Here is a 15,831-nt window from a genome sequence, read left to right as displayed (position 1 = left end):
GAGTAGAGGGCAAACAGTCCTAAGGTAAAGCACGCTGTCGTGGTAACAATACCGAGAAAAATGCAGTGGCATTGCATAACCAAAATGGTAGTTATAATTTTCAATATTGTCAAATAACATGTATTATTAATTTAATATGCAATATTGGTTAATTTAATATATGGGTGAATTATGTGCGGATTAGGCTCAACTCCAAAAATTACTACCCCTCCACCAGTTCAGGCAGCACCTCAAGAACAAGATGCGGCAGTAACGGGTAGTCGTGATGATGAAATGCGTCGTCGCCGTGCAGCCGCAGGTCGTAAGTCTACGTTACTAACGGGTGCGCAGGGTGCGACAAGTTCAGCATCCACCAGCGGTAAAACCTTACTTGGTCAATAAGGGGTGACTATGTCAACGCCATTGAAACAACAGCTACTGCAACAACTTAATCAGTTGGAAACAGAGCGTAGCTCATTTGAACCGCATTGGCGTGAATTGTCAGATTTCACTCGTCCGCGTAGTATGCGCTTTACTGCATCTGATGTTAATCGAGGTGATCGCCGTAATAGTAAGATCATTGACCCTACGGCGTCTTTGGCTTCATCGGTGCTTTCCAGTGGCATGATGTCAGGTATTACAAGTCCTGCTCGTCCTTGGTTTCGTTTAGCAACACCTGATCCTGATTTAATGGATTATGGTCCTGTAAAACTTTGGCTAGAAACCACCGAACAACGCATGAACGAAGTGTTCAATCGTTCTAACCTCTATCAGTCATTACCGTTGATGTATGGCGATTTAGGTACCTTTGGCACTGCTGCAATGGCCGTTGTTGAAGATAGCCAGCGTATTATCCGTACCGTTCATTTCCCCCTTGGTAGTTATTACATTGCGAATAGCCCAAGCCTGAGTGTTGATGTTTGCTATCGCAAGTTTACGATGACCGTTCGCCAGTTGGTGATGGAGTTCGGGCTTGATAGCGTCAGCGATACTGTTAAATCAATGTGGAATTCAAGCCAGTACAGTCAATGGGTTGAAGTGGTTCATGCCGTATATCCAAACCTTGAACGACAAACAGGAAAGTTAGAGGCGAAGCACAAGCCTTTTAAATCCGTTTATTTTGAAGTGGCGGGTGATAACGAGAAAGTGTTACGTGAATCTGGTTATGATGAATTTCCTATTATGGCGCCACGCTGGGAAGTGAATGGTGAAGATGTTTATGGTTCATCTTGCCCGGGCATGTTGGCGTTAGGTGGCACTAAAGCGCTTCAATTAATGCAAAAACGTAAAGCGCAAATAATTGATAAGCTGACCAATCCGCCTTTACAAGTGCCAGCATCATTAAAAAACCAACGGGTAAATACCATACCCGGTGGCATTAACTATCTTGATGAGGCAAATCCTACTAATAAAATTCAAACGATTTTTGATGTTCAACCCGTAGCATTGAAAGCACTACTTGAAGATGTTCAAGATACCCGTCAACTGATTGATACCGCTTACTTTGTTGATTTGTTCCGCATGATGCAAATGGTGAATACGCGCTCTATGCCGATTGAAGCCGTTGTTGAAATGCGTGAAGAGAAGCTATTGCAATTAGGGCCTGTTCTGCAACGCCTTGATTCTGAGTTACTCGACAAACTGATTAATCGCACTTTCTCAATCTTAGTAAATAAAAACTTACTTCCCATTGCACCTGATGAAATGCAGGGAATGGATCTAAAGGTTGAGTACATTTCTGTAATGGCTCAGGCGCAGAAAGCGATTGGTGTTGGCAGTATCGAACGCTTTGCTGGCTTTGTTGGCAATCTGGCAAGAGTTAAGCCAGAGGCCCTAGATAAACTTAATGCTGATGATGCTATTGATAACTATGCATCAGCAATTGGTGTCTCTCCAACTATCGTTGCAACCAATGAGCAAGTACAAGCCATACGCCAACAGCGACAAGCACAGCAACAACAAATGGCGCAGATGCAAATGGCGCAGTCTGCTATTGATGGTGCTAAAACCCTCAGTGATACCAATCTTGATAATGATAGTGCCTTGTCCGCTATGGCTGGTGGAGGTGCTCAATGACACATCCATTCGATGCGTATGAAGACGAGAGAATTGCTCGCACTGAATACGATATTCAACAAAAAAATAGGCAAGAGAAAGAGGAACAACAGCTAAAAGAGGTTATGTCCACAGAAGCTGGGCGTGCTGTTATTTGGCGTTTGATTTCTGACTCTGGCGTATTTCGTAGCTCTTTTTCTAATGATCCCTATGCAATGGCATTTAGAGAGGGCGAACGTAACTATGGGTTAAAAGTTTTCAATCAATTACACCAAGTTTGCCCTGAGCTTTATGCGCAAATGGCAAATGAAGCAACTACACCAAGCGTTTAACAACGGGAGAAACAGTCATGAACTTATGGCAGAAATTAATTATGCGTCGTTTGTATAACGAGCAACACAGCGAGGGAGGTGAAGGCGGTGGCGGTACAGCAACGGAACCTACTCAAGAAACATCAGCAACAGATAAAAATGAGCCACCAGCAAATAGTGATGATCCTACTAAAAGCACTGAAAAAGAGAATGGTGGAGAGCAGGGCAAGCCGGCTGATAAGAAAAATGATGCCAATAAATCAGATGTAGGTGCGCCTGAAAAGTATGAATTTAAAGCACCAGAAGAAGGGCAAGAACTTGATAAAGGTGCATTAGAAGTCTTTGAGCCTATTGCTCGTGAGCTGAATTTAAACAACGAACAAGCGCAAAAACTGGTTGATGTTTATGGCTCTAAAATCATGCCTGCTATTCAGAAACAAATCAATGATGTTTGGCAAAAGCAGACTGAGCAATGGGTTAAAACTGTTAAAGCAGATGAAGAATTAGGATCAAATGAGTCTATTGGTGCAGCACAAAAGGCATTAGATACCTATGGTTCTGATGATTTGAAATTGTATTTAACAGAAACAGGGTTAGGTAATCACCCAGAGATTATTCGGGCTTTTGCCAAGATAGGCAAAGCAATGTCAGAGGACGGTCTTGTCACTGGCAACAGTAACGGCAGTAAAAGTGCTGCTGATGTTTTATTTGGATAACAAAGAGGAAATAACATGCCTGCTTTAACTCTCGTTGATTGGGCTAAACGACAAGGCCCTGACAGCAAGCAAGCTAAGATCGTCGAATTGCTGAATCAGTCTAATGAAATTCTTGATGATATGGTTTTCGTTGAAGGTAATTTACCAACGGGTCACCGTACAACCGTTCGTACTGGTTTACCATCTGCGACATGGCGTTTGCTTAATTATGGTGTACCGCCAAGCAAATCAACCACAGCACAGGTTACTGATGCGATTGGTATGCTTGAAACCTATTCTGAAGTTGATAAAGATCTTGCTAACTTGAACGGGCAAAAGAATGAATTTCTATTGTCTGAATCAATTGCATTCTTAGAGTCAATGAACCAGCAAATGGCTGAAACAGTTATTTATGGTGATGCTACGGTTCATCCTCAGCGCTTTACGGGATTAGCTGCACGCTTTAACGATATGAAAGCAAAGAATGCAGTCAATATCATTGATGCTGGTGGTACTGGCAGTAACTTAACTTCTGTGTGGTTAGTGGTATGGGGTGAAAACACGGTTCACGGTATTTTCCCTAAAGGTTCTAAAGCAGGTTTAGAGCAAAACCATTTAGGTGAAGTTACTTTAGAAGATGAAAACAAAGGTAAATACCAAGGCTTTCGTACTCACTTCCAATGGAAAAATGGTATCTCAGTTCGTGACTGGCGTTATGTTGTCCGTATCGCCAATATTGATTTATCCAAAATTGGTAAAGATCCAGAAAAAGCGGACACACTCGATTTGCCAGACTTGTTTATTCAAGCAATTGAGAAGATCCCTAACCTCTCTATGGGGCGTCCTGTTTTTTATTGTAACCAGCAAATTCGTAGCTGGATGCGTCGTCAAATTAAAAACAGCAAAAACGTCAATATTTCCATGGCAGAAGTTGCCGGTAAGAAAGTTGTTTCATTCGATGAAATTCCTGTTCGCCGTGTTGATGCCATTTTAACGACTGAAGATCAGGTGAAATAAGTTATTGCGGTGTCGTTTAACGGCTCCGCTAACTTTCATTTATTTGGAGATAGTCAAAATGATTTTAGATAAAGAAACGCTTTTTTCACTGGATCAGGCGGTTACTGCATCTGCTGTAAGTAAGCAAATTATCGACTTAACGCCAGTGCATGGTGCATTTCGTGATATCGGTATTGGTGAGCCATTAGAGCTGTTTGCACAAGTGACTGAACAGGCTAAAGCAGCAGGTGAAGCGACGGTTCAAATTAAGTTAGAAACCGCGACAGACGATAAATTCTCTGATGCTAAATCTATCTTTGAATCTGTGGCAATACCAATTGCTGATTTAAATGCAGGTAAACGTATTGTGGCGAAAGTACCTCAAGGCGTTCTGAAATACCTGCGCCTGCAATATGTTGTTGCAGAAGGGCCATTAACGGCGGGTAAGTTCACCGCGGGCATTAACCTAACTGTTGATGCTCATCCTATTTACGATGCTGTAACTCAATAAGGTGTGACATGTCACGATATAAGGTTTTAAAAAAATCATTTATCGCTGGGCGTCTACTTGAAATCGGTGAAGAGGTTGAGTACGACGGTATAGCTGGCGATAACTTAGCGTTAATTGGTGGCGCTGATGCTCGACTTAATACTCATAGTGTGGCTGATGGGACTGGTGATAATACTGGTGAAGGCATAAGTAATATTGCTGTAAGCGGTTCAGGTGTGGCAATTGATTCAAGCCTTGATGCGCTTCGTGAGCAATATACCCAGCTATTTGGTAAAGCACCTCATCACAATATGGGCGCAGATAAAATGCGCACCGCAATAGATGGAAAGCGGAAAGAACTTGGGGTTTAACCCCCGATGATAAAGGGGGCGAAAGCCCCTTTTTTATTTTCTACCTGAGCCGAGAGATATCCAATGAAACTAATCAATCTAAAAACCAGCACAGAAACGTATGAAAATGCCAAAGGTGAAAAAGAAACTCGTGAAGAATATCCATACGGGCTACGTATTTCACTTGAAAACGACACAATAGAAAAATTAGGTGTTTCTATTCCTGATGTTGGTGAAAGTATTGAGCTGTCTGCTGTTGCCAAAATACTGTCTAAATCCATTAATGAACGTGAAGGTAAGAAGTCAGTATATGTAGAGTTACAAATAACCGATCTGGCTCTAGGTGCAGGCGACACAAAATCAACGGCAGATGTTCTTTTTGATGGGGGTGAGTAATGGCCTCAGAAATTGAAATTTGCAATATTGCATTAAGTCGCATTGGTAATAGTCGTTCAATTAATAGCATGACCGAAGCCAGCAAAGAAGCCGTTCAATGCAACCTTCATTATGCGCAATGCCGTGATAGTGTGCTGGCCGATTTTCCTTGGAACTTTGCGACTAAAAAGGTGGCATTAGCCAATACAAATAATCCCCCGCCTAATTGGGCGTATGCCTATCGCTATCCTAATGATTGTCTAAAAGCCATTGGTATTGTCGAACCTCATCAAAAGTACCGTAGACCAGATACAGCAATCCATTTTCATGTTGGTTCAGATGAAAACGGTACTGGTCGATTAATTTTTACTGATCACCCTAGTGCATGGCTTGAATATGTTGCACGTATTACTGACGTAAATATGTTTGATGCGTTATTTAAAGATGCGCTTGCATGGCGTTTAGCGGCTGAATTGGCTCGTCCATTGGCATCAAATGCGGGTATTGGTGGTGAAGCACTACAAATTTATCAAGGTGTTATTAAAAGCGCGGCCGCACATTCATTAAGTGAGTCAGCAGAGCCAACTGATTATATGGATGAATTCACACAAGCGAGGTTGTCATAATGTCATTTAGTCTTATTCAACCTAGTTTTTCAGGCGGTGAAATTGCACCAAGCCTATATGGTCGTGTTGATCTTGCGAAGTATTCAACTGCACTGCGCAAGTGCCATAACTTTATTGTTCGTCAATATGGTGGCGTTGAGAATAGACCAGGCACACGATTTATTGCTGAAACAAAGTATCAAAATAAGAAGTCTCGCCTTATTCCTTTCCAATTCAGCACCGTACAAACCTATGCGTTAGAGTTTGGTGATCGTTATATTCGCGTGTTTAAAGATGGTGGGCAGGTTCTCTATGCTGATGGTGAACATAAAGGCGAAGTGTTTGAATTAGCGACACCTTATAAAGAAGCTGATTTATTTGATTTGAAGTATACGCAATCAGCCGATGTTATGACGATTGTTCATACTGATTATCCACCAATGGAGTTACAGCGTTACGATCATGATGATTGGAAGTTAGTCTCCGTTGAAACCAAGAACGGCCCCTTTGAAGATATCAATACCGATAAGGCAATGAAAGTCTATGCCAGTGCAAGCACAGGGCAAATTACGTTAACGTCTACGCATGATATTTTTGGTAGCGAGCAAATAGGTAAACAGTTCTATTTAGAGCAACGTGATATTGATGCGGTTCCTGTATGGGAAACAGATAAAACAACCAACCTTAATGATCAACGCCGTGCTGACAGTAACTACTATCGTGCCAATAGTGGCGGTAAAACAGGAACACTAAGACCTTCTCACACGGAAGGAATGAGTTGGGATGGTTGGGGTGGTGATACAGGGATCCAGTGGGAATATTTGCATAGTGGTTTTGGTATCGTAAAAATTGAAACTGTTAGTGAAGATGGCAAAACAGCCACAGGAAAGGTGCTCTCTTATATTCCATCCAATGCCGTTGGTGAAGATAATGCAAGCCATAAATGGGCGCGTGCAGTGTGGAATGATGTTGATGGTTATCCAAGCACCGTTGTTTATTACCAACAACGTTTATTCTTTGCCGGCTCTCGTGCCTATCCACAAACGATATGGGCCAGTCGTAGCGGTGACTATAAAGACTTTGGACGCAACAACCCTATCCAAGATGATGATCGCATTATCTACACGTATGCAGGCCGTCAAGTAAATGAAATTCGCCATTTGATCGATGTCGGTTCGCTGGTGGCATTGACCTCTGGTGGTGAATATCAAATCACAGGCGATCAGAATAAAGTACTTACACCTTCCAGTTTTTCAATGTCATCACAAGGGGCTAACGGCTCAAGTGATTTACCGCCAATCTCTGTTGCGAATATTGCGCTTTATATACAAGAGAAAGGCAGTGCTGTGCGTGATTTATCGTATTCCTTTGATGTTGATGGGTATCAAGGCACTGACTTAACTATGTTGGCAAATCACCTATTTCAACGTCACCGCATTGTTGATTGGTCATTTACTACGGTTCCATATTCTATTGCATGGTGCATACGTGACGATGGGTTAATGTTGGCTTTAACCTATTTAAGAGAACAGCAAGTTTTTGCATGGGCGCCACAATCGACAGAAGGGAAATTTGAGTCAACGTGTTCTATCAGTGAAGGCAATGAAGATTCAGCCTATTTTATTGTTCAGCGCACAGTAAACGGTAAACAGGTTCGGTATGTAGAGCGCTTGGCTAGCCGTTTATTTACTCGCACAGAAGATGCTTTCTTTGTGGATTCTGGCTTAAGTTATGACGGTAGAAACACCGATGATGTAAAAACAGTAACCATCACGGGTGGATCGGGTGAGTGGAACTATCAAGAAAACTATCAATTAGTGGTTTCAGGCGATCCAGTTTTTAGTGCTTCTGATATTGGTAGTGCCGTCAATATTCCTTATTTTGAAGATAATGAACATAAAGAGCTTCGCTGTAAGATTGTTCAATATGTATCTGCAAATCAAGTGGTTATTTCTGCTAATCGCAACATTCCACCAGTATTACAAAATACGCCCACTACTGAATGGAGCATAGCCCGCTATCGCTTTGCTGGCTTAAATCATCTTGAAGGTAAGACAGTTAATATTCTTTCCGATGCTAATGTTTCACCGCAGGCCATTGTCACCAATGGTGCAGTGGAAATTGATACGCCATCAGCCGTAGTACATATCGGATTACCTATTACCAGCGAATTAGAAACGCTTGATATCCATATCAATGGGCAAGAAACATTACTTGATAAGAAGAAGCTTATTAAGGTTGCCAGCTTAATTGTAAATAGTAGTCGGGGTATTTGGGCTGGTACTGAAAAAGAACGGCTATATGAGTATCCTCAACGTCAATTCGAGTTTTACGACAATCCTGTTGATGATGCCACAGGCATTGTTGAAATTAATTTAGATGCAGATTGGAGCAAAAACGGACGTGTCTTTATTAGACAGGTTGATCCGTTACCGTTAGCGGTGCTCTCTGTTATTCCGCGTATTGATGCTGGTGGTTTCTGATATGAAAAAACATCATGTACAAATTATTCCTGCTACTCATGAACATATTGTTCGTTTATTACCACATGTAAGACAAGCTGATGTTGATGAGTTCTACGCTATGTCAATGCAAACACCTGAGCAGGTATTACGACATGGCTTATCTGTTTCTACTAAAGCCTATGTCGGCATTATTAATGATGAGGTGGTGACTATTTTTGGTGTTGCTTCTGGCTCATTACTTACTGGTTTAGGTATCCCTTGGCTAGTGGGGACTGATTTATTAGAGCAACACCAGAAAACCTTTCTACGACGCTGTAAACCCATCTTAAAACAGATGTTAGGGCAATACCCAACACTGATGAATTATGTCGATGAACGTAATCATATTGCTAAGGCGTGGCTCCATTGGTTGGGGTTTCAGATTGAAGAAGCAAAGCCAACAGGTTTACTTCAGTTACCTTTCCATCGTTTTACATTGAGGGCTAAATAATGTGTGAACCAACAACATTAGCGGCAGCAGTAATTGGTACTTCTGCATTGCAAGCATACGGACAATATACCGATGGTAAATTTCAAGCATCAGTGGCTAATCAAAACGCCAAAATTAATGAAGATGCTGCACTTGATGCAATTAATAAAGGCAATGCTCAGGCACAAGAACAGCGTAGACGCACTCGCCAATTAGCAGGTACACAGGCAGCAACAATGTCAGCCAGTGGTATTGATTTAAGCACTGCTGGGGCTTTAGATATTTTAGGTGATACTGCTGCAATGGGTGAGCTTGATGCGTTAACTATGGTTAATAACGCTTCTCGTGAAGCGTATGGCTATCGTATGCAAGCTGAGAATGATCGCCTTAATGCAAAAATGGCAAGACGCTCAGGCAATATGGGTGCAATGACAACGTTATTAACAGCCCCTATTCAAGCTTATGGCGCGTATCAGTTGGCTGGTGGTACATGGAGTCCGTTCGGTGGTGGTGGCTCAGGTGCTGCGAAAGCCGGCAAAACATTCGCTAAAGCACCAAAAGGATTTTAATTATGCCAAAGGTTCCTACATACGATAATAGAACGGTTATGCCTGAACAGTTACCGAATAATGGGTTTTCTGTTCAATCATCACCTGATGCTTTTGGCGCTGGCATTGGTCGTGTTGGTGAGCAATATGTTGGTTTGTTTGCAGAAGCAAAACAAAGGGCCAATGTCGCACTGGCGCAAGATGCCGCATTACAGCTACGACAAAAAGCCAATGAACTGATGACCGATCCGCAAAATGGATTACTTTCACAGCAAGGTAAGAATGCGATTGGTAAAGCGTCTGAGTATGAGCAGTCATTTCGTGATTATGCTGGTGAAATATCATCAACATTACCTGACGATATTGTTCGACAAAGCTTTATGCAACAAGCGCAAGAAATGGGTGTTCAGTTTGCATCACAAGCGAATCGTCATGAGATGGGGCAAATCAAAGCTTATGAACAAGATCAGTTTCAATCAACGCTAACATTAAATGCAGAGTCTGCCGCATCAATGTACGGTGATAATCAGGCTTATATCTCTGCACATAAACAAGTGTTTCAGCAAATAGAAGAGTTTGGATTATCACACGGTTGGGGTGAAGAGCAGATCCTCGCCAAGAAACAAGAATTCAAAGTGGCAACTGCTCGTAAAGCGATTGAAAACCAACTCGGTGCTGATTATATGGGGTTCTTAGAACGAAATGGAGAACCTTCAAGCCTTGGTGGTGCTACCAGAAATAATGCGTTCTATGGTGGTACTGTTGGTAAAGTTAAAGGAATGACCCAACAGGGTAATATTAATTTACTCAATAGGCCAACAGTTAAAAACGAAGACGGCTCAATTAGTACAGTAAGAACGATTTCTATTGGTACCGATGATGGTGAAGTGCTAATACCTACCGTAAGTGACGATGGCAAGCTGTTATCTGATGATGAAGCTATTGCGTTATACGAGCAAACAGGTAAGCACTTAGGGATTTTTGATAACCCTGAAGATGCTACTGCTTACGCTGATAATCTGCATAAACAGCAAGAGAATATGTATACACCTAGTAACGGTGATACAAGAGGTGTTAGAAACAACAACCCTGGTAATATTCGTATATCTAGCAATAAATGGGTAGGGCAAACCGGTGATGATGGTGCATTTGCTAAGTTTGCCACACCTGAGCACGGTATTAGAGCATTAGGTAAAAATCTACTTTCTTATGCTCGACAGGGTTTTGTTACACCAGAGCAGATCATTAATCGTTGGGCGCCACCAGAAGATAATAATGATACTCAAGCATACATTGAGTATGTATCTGATTACCTTGGTGTTGCACCTAATCAACCATTAGATTTAACGAATTTAGATACCTTAACGCATTTATCGACAGCGATAATGTATAAAGAGAATGGGCGTAACCGTGTTAATTACACTGATGAGCAGATAGCAACAGGCATACAGTCAGCACTTGGTTTTGTTGAGTTACAAGCGACATCAGAAGCACCAAAACTATTAACCGGATCTGCTGCTTTCGATGCCTTAGATGAAGCTGACCAAGCAAAATATTTACGACAAGCAGAACAGCTACGCAAGCAAAAACAAGGTGAGTTACAGCAACAACTCGGTACTCGTGTAGCGGACTCTTACGCAGCATGGGAAAGAGGGCTTGAAGCACCTAATGCGCCTACTCATGATGAATTAATCTCTGCGTTTGGCTATGACAAAGGTTCGGCTATGTCTGCTGATATGCAAGAAGCTAAGCGTTATGCTGGTTTTATGTCAGCAGCTAAAGAGATGTCTCCACAAGCACAGCAAGCTTTGTTATCACAAATTAGACCTCAAACGGGTGAAGCAAACTACGAAAGCAAAATTCAACGTTGGGAGAAATTTGGTAAGTTCGTTGAAGGTAATATCAAGGAACAAGATAAACAGTTTGCAGCTAACCGATTACAGCTTTCCATTCAAAATAATTTTCCACTTGATCCTAATGATAAGAATAATCAGCAGGCAGCAGATGATTACTTTGAACAACATATTCAGCAGAGCTTTAATTTACGTGATGATAATAGCTTAAATGCCGTTGCCGAACTTACAGCAAGGACAGGGATTATCCCATCACAAGTTAAGTCTGTATTGAATATGGGGGCAACATCTAAAGATCCTGAAGTTGTTCTTCCTATCGCGAAAATGTATGGGCAGATATTTGATAACAATCCGGCATCAGCAACTGATATTCCATCAAGCACAATGGCGTATTACTCAAAAGTATATAGTTTAAGTCGTGCGGGTATGCCTGATGAGAAAGCGGTAGAAACTGCATTTAAGACGACATTTGAACAAGATGAACGCACTAAGCAAATGATCGCTTCTCAAATCAGGGATAAAGGATATATCAAGGATAGAGATAAAGCAGCGCAATCTAATATCAATGATTTTTACCCTTGGTATAAACCATTTTCTTCACCAAACGTCAGTAAGCCTGGTACTCAAAATGGCGCTTACTTACGTGACTATCAAACACTGTATGACGCTAACTTTGCTGAAACAGGCGGTGACGCAGAACTCGCCAAGAAAATGACTAACGCTCAAATTAAAAGGACGTGGGCAGTATCTAATATCAATGGCAGTGAAGAAGTTATGCGTTATGCACCAGAAGCCGTGTACGGTATTAATGAATCAGGTGCTGGCAACTGGATCTCGGGTCAATGGGAAGAAGAGAAAAAGCAATTAATGTCTAAGTCATTTGGTGGTGCTTCTTCTGGCACTGAAATCGTTATTGTCTCTGATGCAGTGACACCAAGAGATTACAGCTACGGCATAATGATAAAACAAACCGGTAGTGATGATATCCCTATTTATCGTCCATACACGGGAGATAACGGCTTACCTATTCGTTTTAAACCAGAACAGTCATCATCACCAATGTATAAAGAGGTAATGGAAAAACGCCAGCGCAGTGTTAAGGAAGCTCAGGATAAAAGGGAACGAGAAGAAGCATTGGATAAATCGCGCTCAGAATTTGATGAACGTCGTCAAAGTATCCGTGAGCAATATAAAGAAGCTCACAATGAGCGAGTAAATAAATTCAATAATTATTTTTCTTGGGATAAAGACTGATGCCTATTTACGAACAACAACCTGATAATATTTTATCTGCGGATATTAATGCTGTTCAGCAAACAGAACCTACTTACGGTGATAATGTTTCACCGTCTTGGTATGACCCTATTAATCCGCTTGATGATAGACGGCAAACTAAAGAATTACGTGATGCGGCGTTTCGTATCGATAACTCAGTGGGTAGCTTGATTGCTACTGCACCTTTTAATCAATTTGAAGATGTAGAAGGCTATAACCCATTTGAAGATGAATTAACGCTTTCAGGTTATGAAGACTATGCCGATGCCTTTATTCATTCAAACTCTCCTCAAGAAACAGCTGCAATAAAACAACGTATTGATCGTGAGCGTAACGATAAGCAAATGTTAGCAGATGCTGGCGGTGCTGGTGTTGTGAGTAGTATTGCTATGGGGGTTATTGATCCAATTAATGTTGCTGCAATGATGATACCAGGGGGAGCCATTGTAAAAGGTGGCAGTGTGGCCACAACCGCAGGTAAGTTTGCATTGGCAAATGTCGCTGGTGGTGTAGCTTCTGAAATGGCATTGCATAGTACCCAAGAAACACGAACATTAACTGAAAGTGCAATTAACATTACACTTGACGCCATGATCGGTGGAACCCTAGGTTCAGCCGCACAGTTAGTAAAAAACCGTGGTGAATTGGTAACAAAAGTAAGAAATGATTTAATTGGAGAACAACAATCAGGGCAACAAAATATTCCAAATAATATTCCTGATAATTCTAGTGTTGGTGCAATGGAAGTACCTAACACCACATTAGAACAAGAAACCTTAAAAGGGCCATCATTTATTAATCGTACGATGAATGTTAGCCCTGTTGGCCGTGTTGCTCAATCCCCCTCTAAAACAGCGCGCCAAATTAACCAACAACTCACAGAAAATAACTTTACCTTTGCTAAAAATGAAGAAGGTATTGCGACATTTACCGCTGTTGAAACAAAAGTGAGAGGTTATGAAACTCTCGTTTATAAACAAGTAGAATCAACGAAAGATCACTTTAAACAGTATCGTCAATCTGGTGGCCGTGATATGAGCTATTACCAATTTAGTGAGGCTGTTGGTGATGCTATGCGCAATGGTGATACTCATGCAATACCACAAGTGGCAGAAGCGGCACGTTCTATTAGACCTATTGTCGAAGCAACCAAAGATAGAATGGTTGAATTAGGGATCTTACGTGAAGGTGTAAAGGTGACAACGGCACAAAGTTATTTCCCTCGTATTTATAAATTCGACAAAATTTTAAATGATCGTACTGAGTTTAAGAAAATCATTGCTGACTGGTTAGAAGAGATTAATCAAACATCAATAAATAAAGCCAAAGGTAGCCTTGATCGTGCTGAAATCGGTATTGATAAAGCACGTAACGCTTCACCACAAGCCGAACGTTTAGGGCTTGAAATTAAAGAAGCTGAGAATTGGTCAGGTAAAAAATCTTTGTTGATGGATGATATTAATAAATATCAAAAAATCATTAATGAAAAGAATGCGGTAGAAGTTGAGTTAAATTCACTATCTAACCTTGCTAAGCTAAATAAAACGCAAACAAGAAGACAAGCAACATTACAAAGAAAATTACAGCGTATTAATGATGCTGAGAATAAATTACCTGCATTACAACGTAGCGTTGATATTCTTGATAACCCTCGCAAGTTTAGAAATGAACATCGTCGTTTAACACGAACAGCAAATTCATTAACTCGCCATGACAGAATTAGACAGTCCGCATTAAATCGCATGACACCTTTAGAGCGTGAAGAGTTAGATGCGGCTGCAGATGATATCGTTAATAAAATTATTGGTGCTCCGTCTGGCATTGTACCCAGTGAACTGATCCCTGATGGGTTAGTTAAACGTGCTGGTTTTACAAAAGATAGAACCCTAAACATTCCTGATGAACGAATTAAAGACTATCTCGAATCAGATGTTAACTATGTGATGGAAAACTATATTCGCCAAGTTGCGCCTGAAATTGAACTTACGGCTAAATTTGGCCGTGTTGATATGGATAATCAAATCAAAGCGATTACAGAGGAATACAACCAACTTATTGCTGATGCAACCACGCCTAAAGAACGCAGTCGATTAGAAGCACGAAGAGAGGCGGATTTACGTGATATTCGCGCGATGCGTGACCGTTTATTAGGTACTTATGGAGCACCTAAAGATCCAGCAAGTCTATTTGTGCGAGCTGGCCGTGTTGCTCGTCACGTTAACTTTTTACGTTTATTGGGGGGTATGACAATATCATCGTTACCTGATATGGCTCGTCCGATTATGCAACACGGTTTACGTAGTGCGTTAAAACCATTGGGTAAGATGCTAACTGATATCAGTGCTATGCGCATTGCTAAGGCCGATTTGCGTGAAATGGGTATTGGCCTTGAATATGCATTATCCAGTCGTTCTAAAGTGATTGCTGACCTTAGCGATCCCTATAGCAGACGTAGCTATTTAGAGCGTGGTTTACAGTGGTCATCACAGAAATTTGGTAACTTCACATTAATGAACCAATATACAGACACGATGAAAATGTGGTCTGGGCTTATTACTCAATCTAAGGTACTGAAAGCAGCAAACACTTTAGATGCTGGTGGTTCGTTAAGTAAACGAGAAATAAAGAAACTGGCTCATATAGGTATTGATGAATCAATGCTAAAGCGTATAGCAGATCAGTTTAAACGACACGGGGAAGACTTAGACGGCATGTTAACAGGGCATAGCCATTTGTGGGATGATCTTGTTGTGCGTGAAACTTTCCAAGCTGCGGTATTAAAAGATGTCAGAACTACGGTAATCACTCCGGGTATTGGTGATACACCATTAATGATGAGTAGTGAACTAGGTAAGATTGTGATGCAGTTTAAAACCTTCTTCTTTGCTACTCACAATAGAGCGTTGGTTTCAGGCATACAATCAGGTGATGCATCATTTTACTATGGAGCATTGCTTCAGGTAGCACTTGGATCCCTAGTCTATGTCCTCAAGGCTAAAATGGCAGGACGAGATATTAATACCGAACCGGCTAACTTAGTAAAAGAAGGGTTAGACTGGTCAGGGATGATGGGCTGGCTAGGTGAGCCTAATAACGTATTGGAAAACCTTAGCGGTGGTACTTATGGTATGAGTGCTATGTTTGGTGGACCACCAGCATCACGTTATCAAAGCCGTAATGGAATTGGTGCCTTATTAGGTCCTACATTTGACCTCGGTGGTGATATTAAAAACATTACATCAGGTGTATTAAATGGTGAGTTTGATGATAGAGAAGTGCGATCTGTGCGCAAACTATTACCTTTCCAAAACTTGTTTTATTTGTCACCATTATTGAATCAAGTGGAAGAGCAGATGAAGTAGAGA

General features: G+C 41.3%; 14 protein-coding genes. All 14 read left to right on the top strand.

The annotated features are described in order from the left end of the window. The first annotated feature begins 171 nt into the window (after positions 1 to 171). Entirely contained in the window at positions 172 to 381 is a 210-nt protein-coding gene (locus tag AACV01_RS13135; protein ID WP_020945812.1) for a hypothetical protein, read from the top strand. Positions 382 to 390: 9 nt separating this feature from the next. Beyond that, positions 391 to 2,055, top strand: a complete 1,665-nt coding sequence (locus tag AACV01_RS13130; RefSeq protein WP_161683044.1) for a portal protein — start codon at positions 391 to 393, stop codon at positions 2,053 to 2,055. Further along, a complete protein-coding gene (locus tag AACV01_RS13125) occupies positions 2,052 to 2,366 on the top strand; it encodes a Bbp19 family protein (protein WP_004243354.1) in 315 nt (104 codons plus the stop codon). The genes AACV01_RS13130 and AACV01_RS13125 overlap by 4 nt, the downstream gene beginning before the upstream one ends. Before the next feature lie 17 nt (positions 2,367 to 2,383). Then, entirely contained in the window at positions 2,384 to 3,061 is a 678-nt protein-coding gene (locus tag AACV01_RS13120; protein WP_161683042.1) for a peptidase, read from the top strand. 15 nt (positions 3,062 to 3,076) lie between these two features. After that, positions 3,077 to 4,057: a major capsid protein gene (locus tag AACV01_RS13115; RefSeq protein WP_004243350.1), complete on the top strand. Its 981-nt coding sequence runs from the start codon at positions 3,077 to 3,079 to the stop codon at positions 4,055 to 4,057. A gap of 58 nt (positions 4,058 to 4,115) precedes the next feature. Further along, positions 4,116 to 4,547, top strand: a complete 432-nt coding sequence (locus tag AACV01_RS13110) for a Bbp16 family capsid cement protein (RefSeq protein ID WP_060555916.1) — start codon at positions 4,116 to 4,118, stop codon at positions 4,545 to 4,547. A gap of 8 nt (positions 4,548 to 4,555) precedes the next feature. After that, positions 4,556 to 4,897 carry a hypothetical protein gene (locus AACV01_RS13105; protein WP_161683040.1) on the top strand — a complete coding sequence of 114 codons (342 nt, stop codon included), beginning with the start codon at positions 4,556 to 4,558 and terminating at the stop codon, positions 4,895 to 4,897. A 63-nt stretch (positions 4,898 to 4,960) separates the two neighbouring features. Continuing rightward, entirely contained in the window at positions 4,961 to 5,272 is a 312-nt protein-coding gene (gene gp10 / locus AACV01_RS13100; RefSeq protein ID WP_004243343.1) for a capsid staple protein, read from the top strand. Beyond that, on the top strand, positions 5,272 to 5,877 hold the full coding sequence (locus tag AACV01_RS13095; protein WP_004243342.1) for a hypothetical protein: 606 nt from the start codon (positions 5,272 to 5,274) through the stop codon (positions 5,875 to 5,877). The genes gp10 and AACV01_RS13095 overlap by 1 nt, the downstream gene beginning before the upstream one ends. Further along, positions 5,877 to 8,339 carry a hypothetical protein gene (locus tag AACV01_RS13090; protein WP_161683038.1) on the top strand — a complete coding sequence of 821 codons (2,463 nt, stop codon included), beginning with the start codon at positions 5,877 to 5,879 and terminating at the stop codon, positions 8,337 to 8,339. The genes AACV01_RS13095 and AACV01_RS13090 overlap by 1 nt, the downstream gene beginning before the upstream one ends. Position 8,340: 1 nt before the next feature. Continuing rightward, a complete protein-coding gene (locus AACV01_RS13085) occupies positions 8,341 to 8,811 on the top strand; it encodes a hypothetical protein (protein ID WP_107337200.1) in 471 nt (156 codons plus the stop codon). Further along, the gene (locus AACV01_RS13080) at positions 8,811 to 9,359 is read left to right on the top strand and encodes a hypothetical protein (protein ID WP_004243338.1); all 549 of its coding nucleotides are present in this window, start codon (positions 8,811 to 8,813) and stop codon (positions 9,357 to 9,359) included. Before AACV01_RS13085 ends, AACV01_RS13080 begins: the two co-directional genes overlap by 1 nt. Positions 9,360 to 9,361: 2 nt before the next feature. Beyond that, a complete protein-coding gene (locus tag AACV01_RS13075; protein WP_161683036.1) occupies positions 9,362 to 12,445 on the top strand; it encodes a hypothetical protein in 3,084 nt (1,027 codons plus the stop codon). Further along, positions 12,445 to 15,828 (top strand): hypothetical protein, encoded by a 3,384-nt coding sequence (locus AACV01_RS13070; RefSeq protein ID WP_161683034.1) that lies wholly within the window; start codon positions 12,445 to 12,447, stop codon positions 15,826 to 15,828. The genes AACV01_RS13075 and AACV01_RS13070 overlap by 1 nt, the downstream gene beginning before the upstream one ends. The last annotated feature ends 3 nt before the right edge of the window (positions 15,829 to 15,831 follow it).

The sequence above is a fragment of the Proteus sp. G2609 genome (assembly GCF_963896135.1).
Lineage (GTDB): Bacteria > Pseudomonadota > Gammaproteobacteria > Enterobacterales > Enterobacteriaceae > Proteus > Proteus mirabilis.
The sequence above is the reverse complement of the archived record's forward strand: the minus strand, read 5'-3'. Positions and strand labels throughout refer to the sequence as shown.

Bases quoted from the DNA above. Each gene is read 5' to 3' on its own strand.
- AACV01_RS13130 (WP_161683044.1), top strand. From the start codon at position 391: ATGTCAACGCCATTGAAACAACAGCTACTGCAACAACTTAATCAGTTG.
- AACV01_RS13075 (WP_161683036.1), top strand. From the start codon at position 9,362: ATGCCAAAGGTTCCTACATACGATAATAGAACGGTTATGCCTGAACAG.
- AACV01_RS13085 (WP_107337200.1), top strand. From the start codon at position 8,341: ATGAAAAAACATCATGTACAAATTATTCCTGCTACTCATGAACATATT.
- AACV01_RS13120 (WP_161683042.1), top strand. From the start codon at position 2,384: ATGAACTTATGGCAGAAATTAATTATGCGTCGTTTGTATAACGAGCAA.
- AACV01_RS13090 (WP_161683038.1), top strand. From the start codon at position 5,877: ATGTCATTTAGTCTTATTCAACCTAGTTTTTCAGGCGGTGAAATTGCA.
- AACV01_RS13125 (WP_004243354.1), top strand. From the start codon at position 2,052: ATGACACATCCATTCGATGCGTATGAAGACGAGAGAATTGCTCGCACT.
- AACV01_RS13105 (WP_161683040.1), top strand. From the start codon at position 4,556: ATGTCACGATATAAGGTTTTAAAAAAATCATTTATCGCTGGGCGTCTA.
- AACV01_RS13115 (WP_004243350.1), top strand. From the start codon at position 3,077: ATGCCTGCTTTAACTCTCGTTGATTGGGCTAAACGACAAGGCCCTGAC.
- AACV01_RS13135 (WP_020945812.1), top strand. From the start codon at position 172: ATGTGCGGATTAGGCTCAACTCCAAAAATTACTACCCCTCCACCAGTT.
- AACV01_RS13095 (WP_004243342.1), top strand. From the start codon at position 5,272: ATGGCCTCAGAAATTGAAATTTGCAATATTGCATTAAGTCGCATTGGT.
- gp10 (WP_004243343.1), top strand. From the start codon at position 4,961: ATGAAACTAATCAATCTAAAAACCAGCACAGAAACGTATGAAAATGCC.
- AACV01_RS13080 (WP_004243338.1), top strand. From the start codon at position 8,811: ATGTGTGAACCAACAACATTAGCGGCAGCAGTAATTGGTACTTCTGCA.
- AACV01_RS13070 (WP_161683034.1), top strand. From the start codon at position 12,445: ATGCCTATTTACGAACAACAACCTGATAATATTTTATCTGCGGATATT.
- AACV01_RS13110 (WP_060555916.1), top strand. From the start codon at position 4,116: ATGATTTTAGATAAAGAAACGCTTTTTTCACTGGATCAGGCGGTTACT.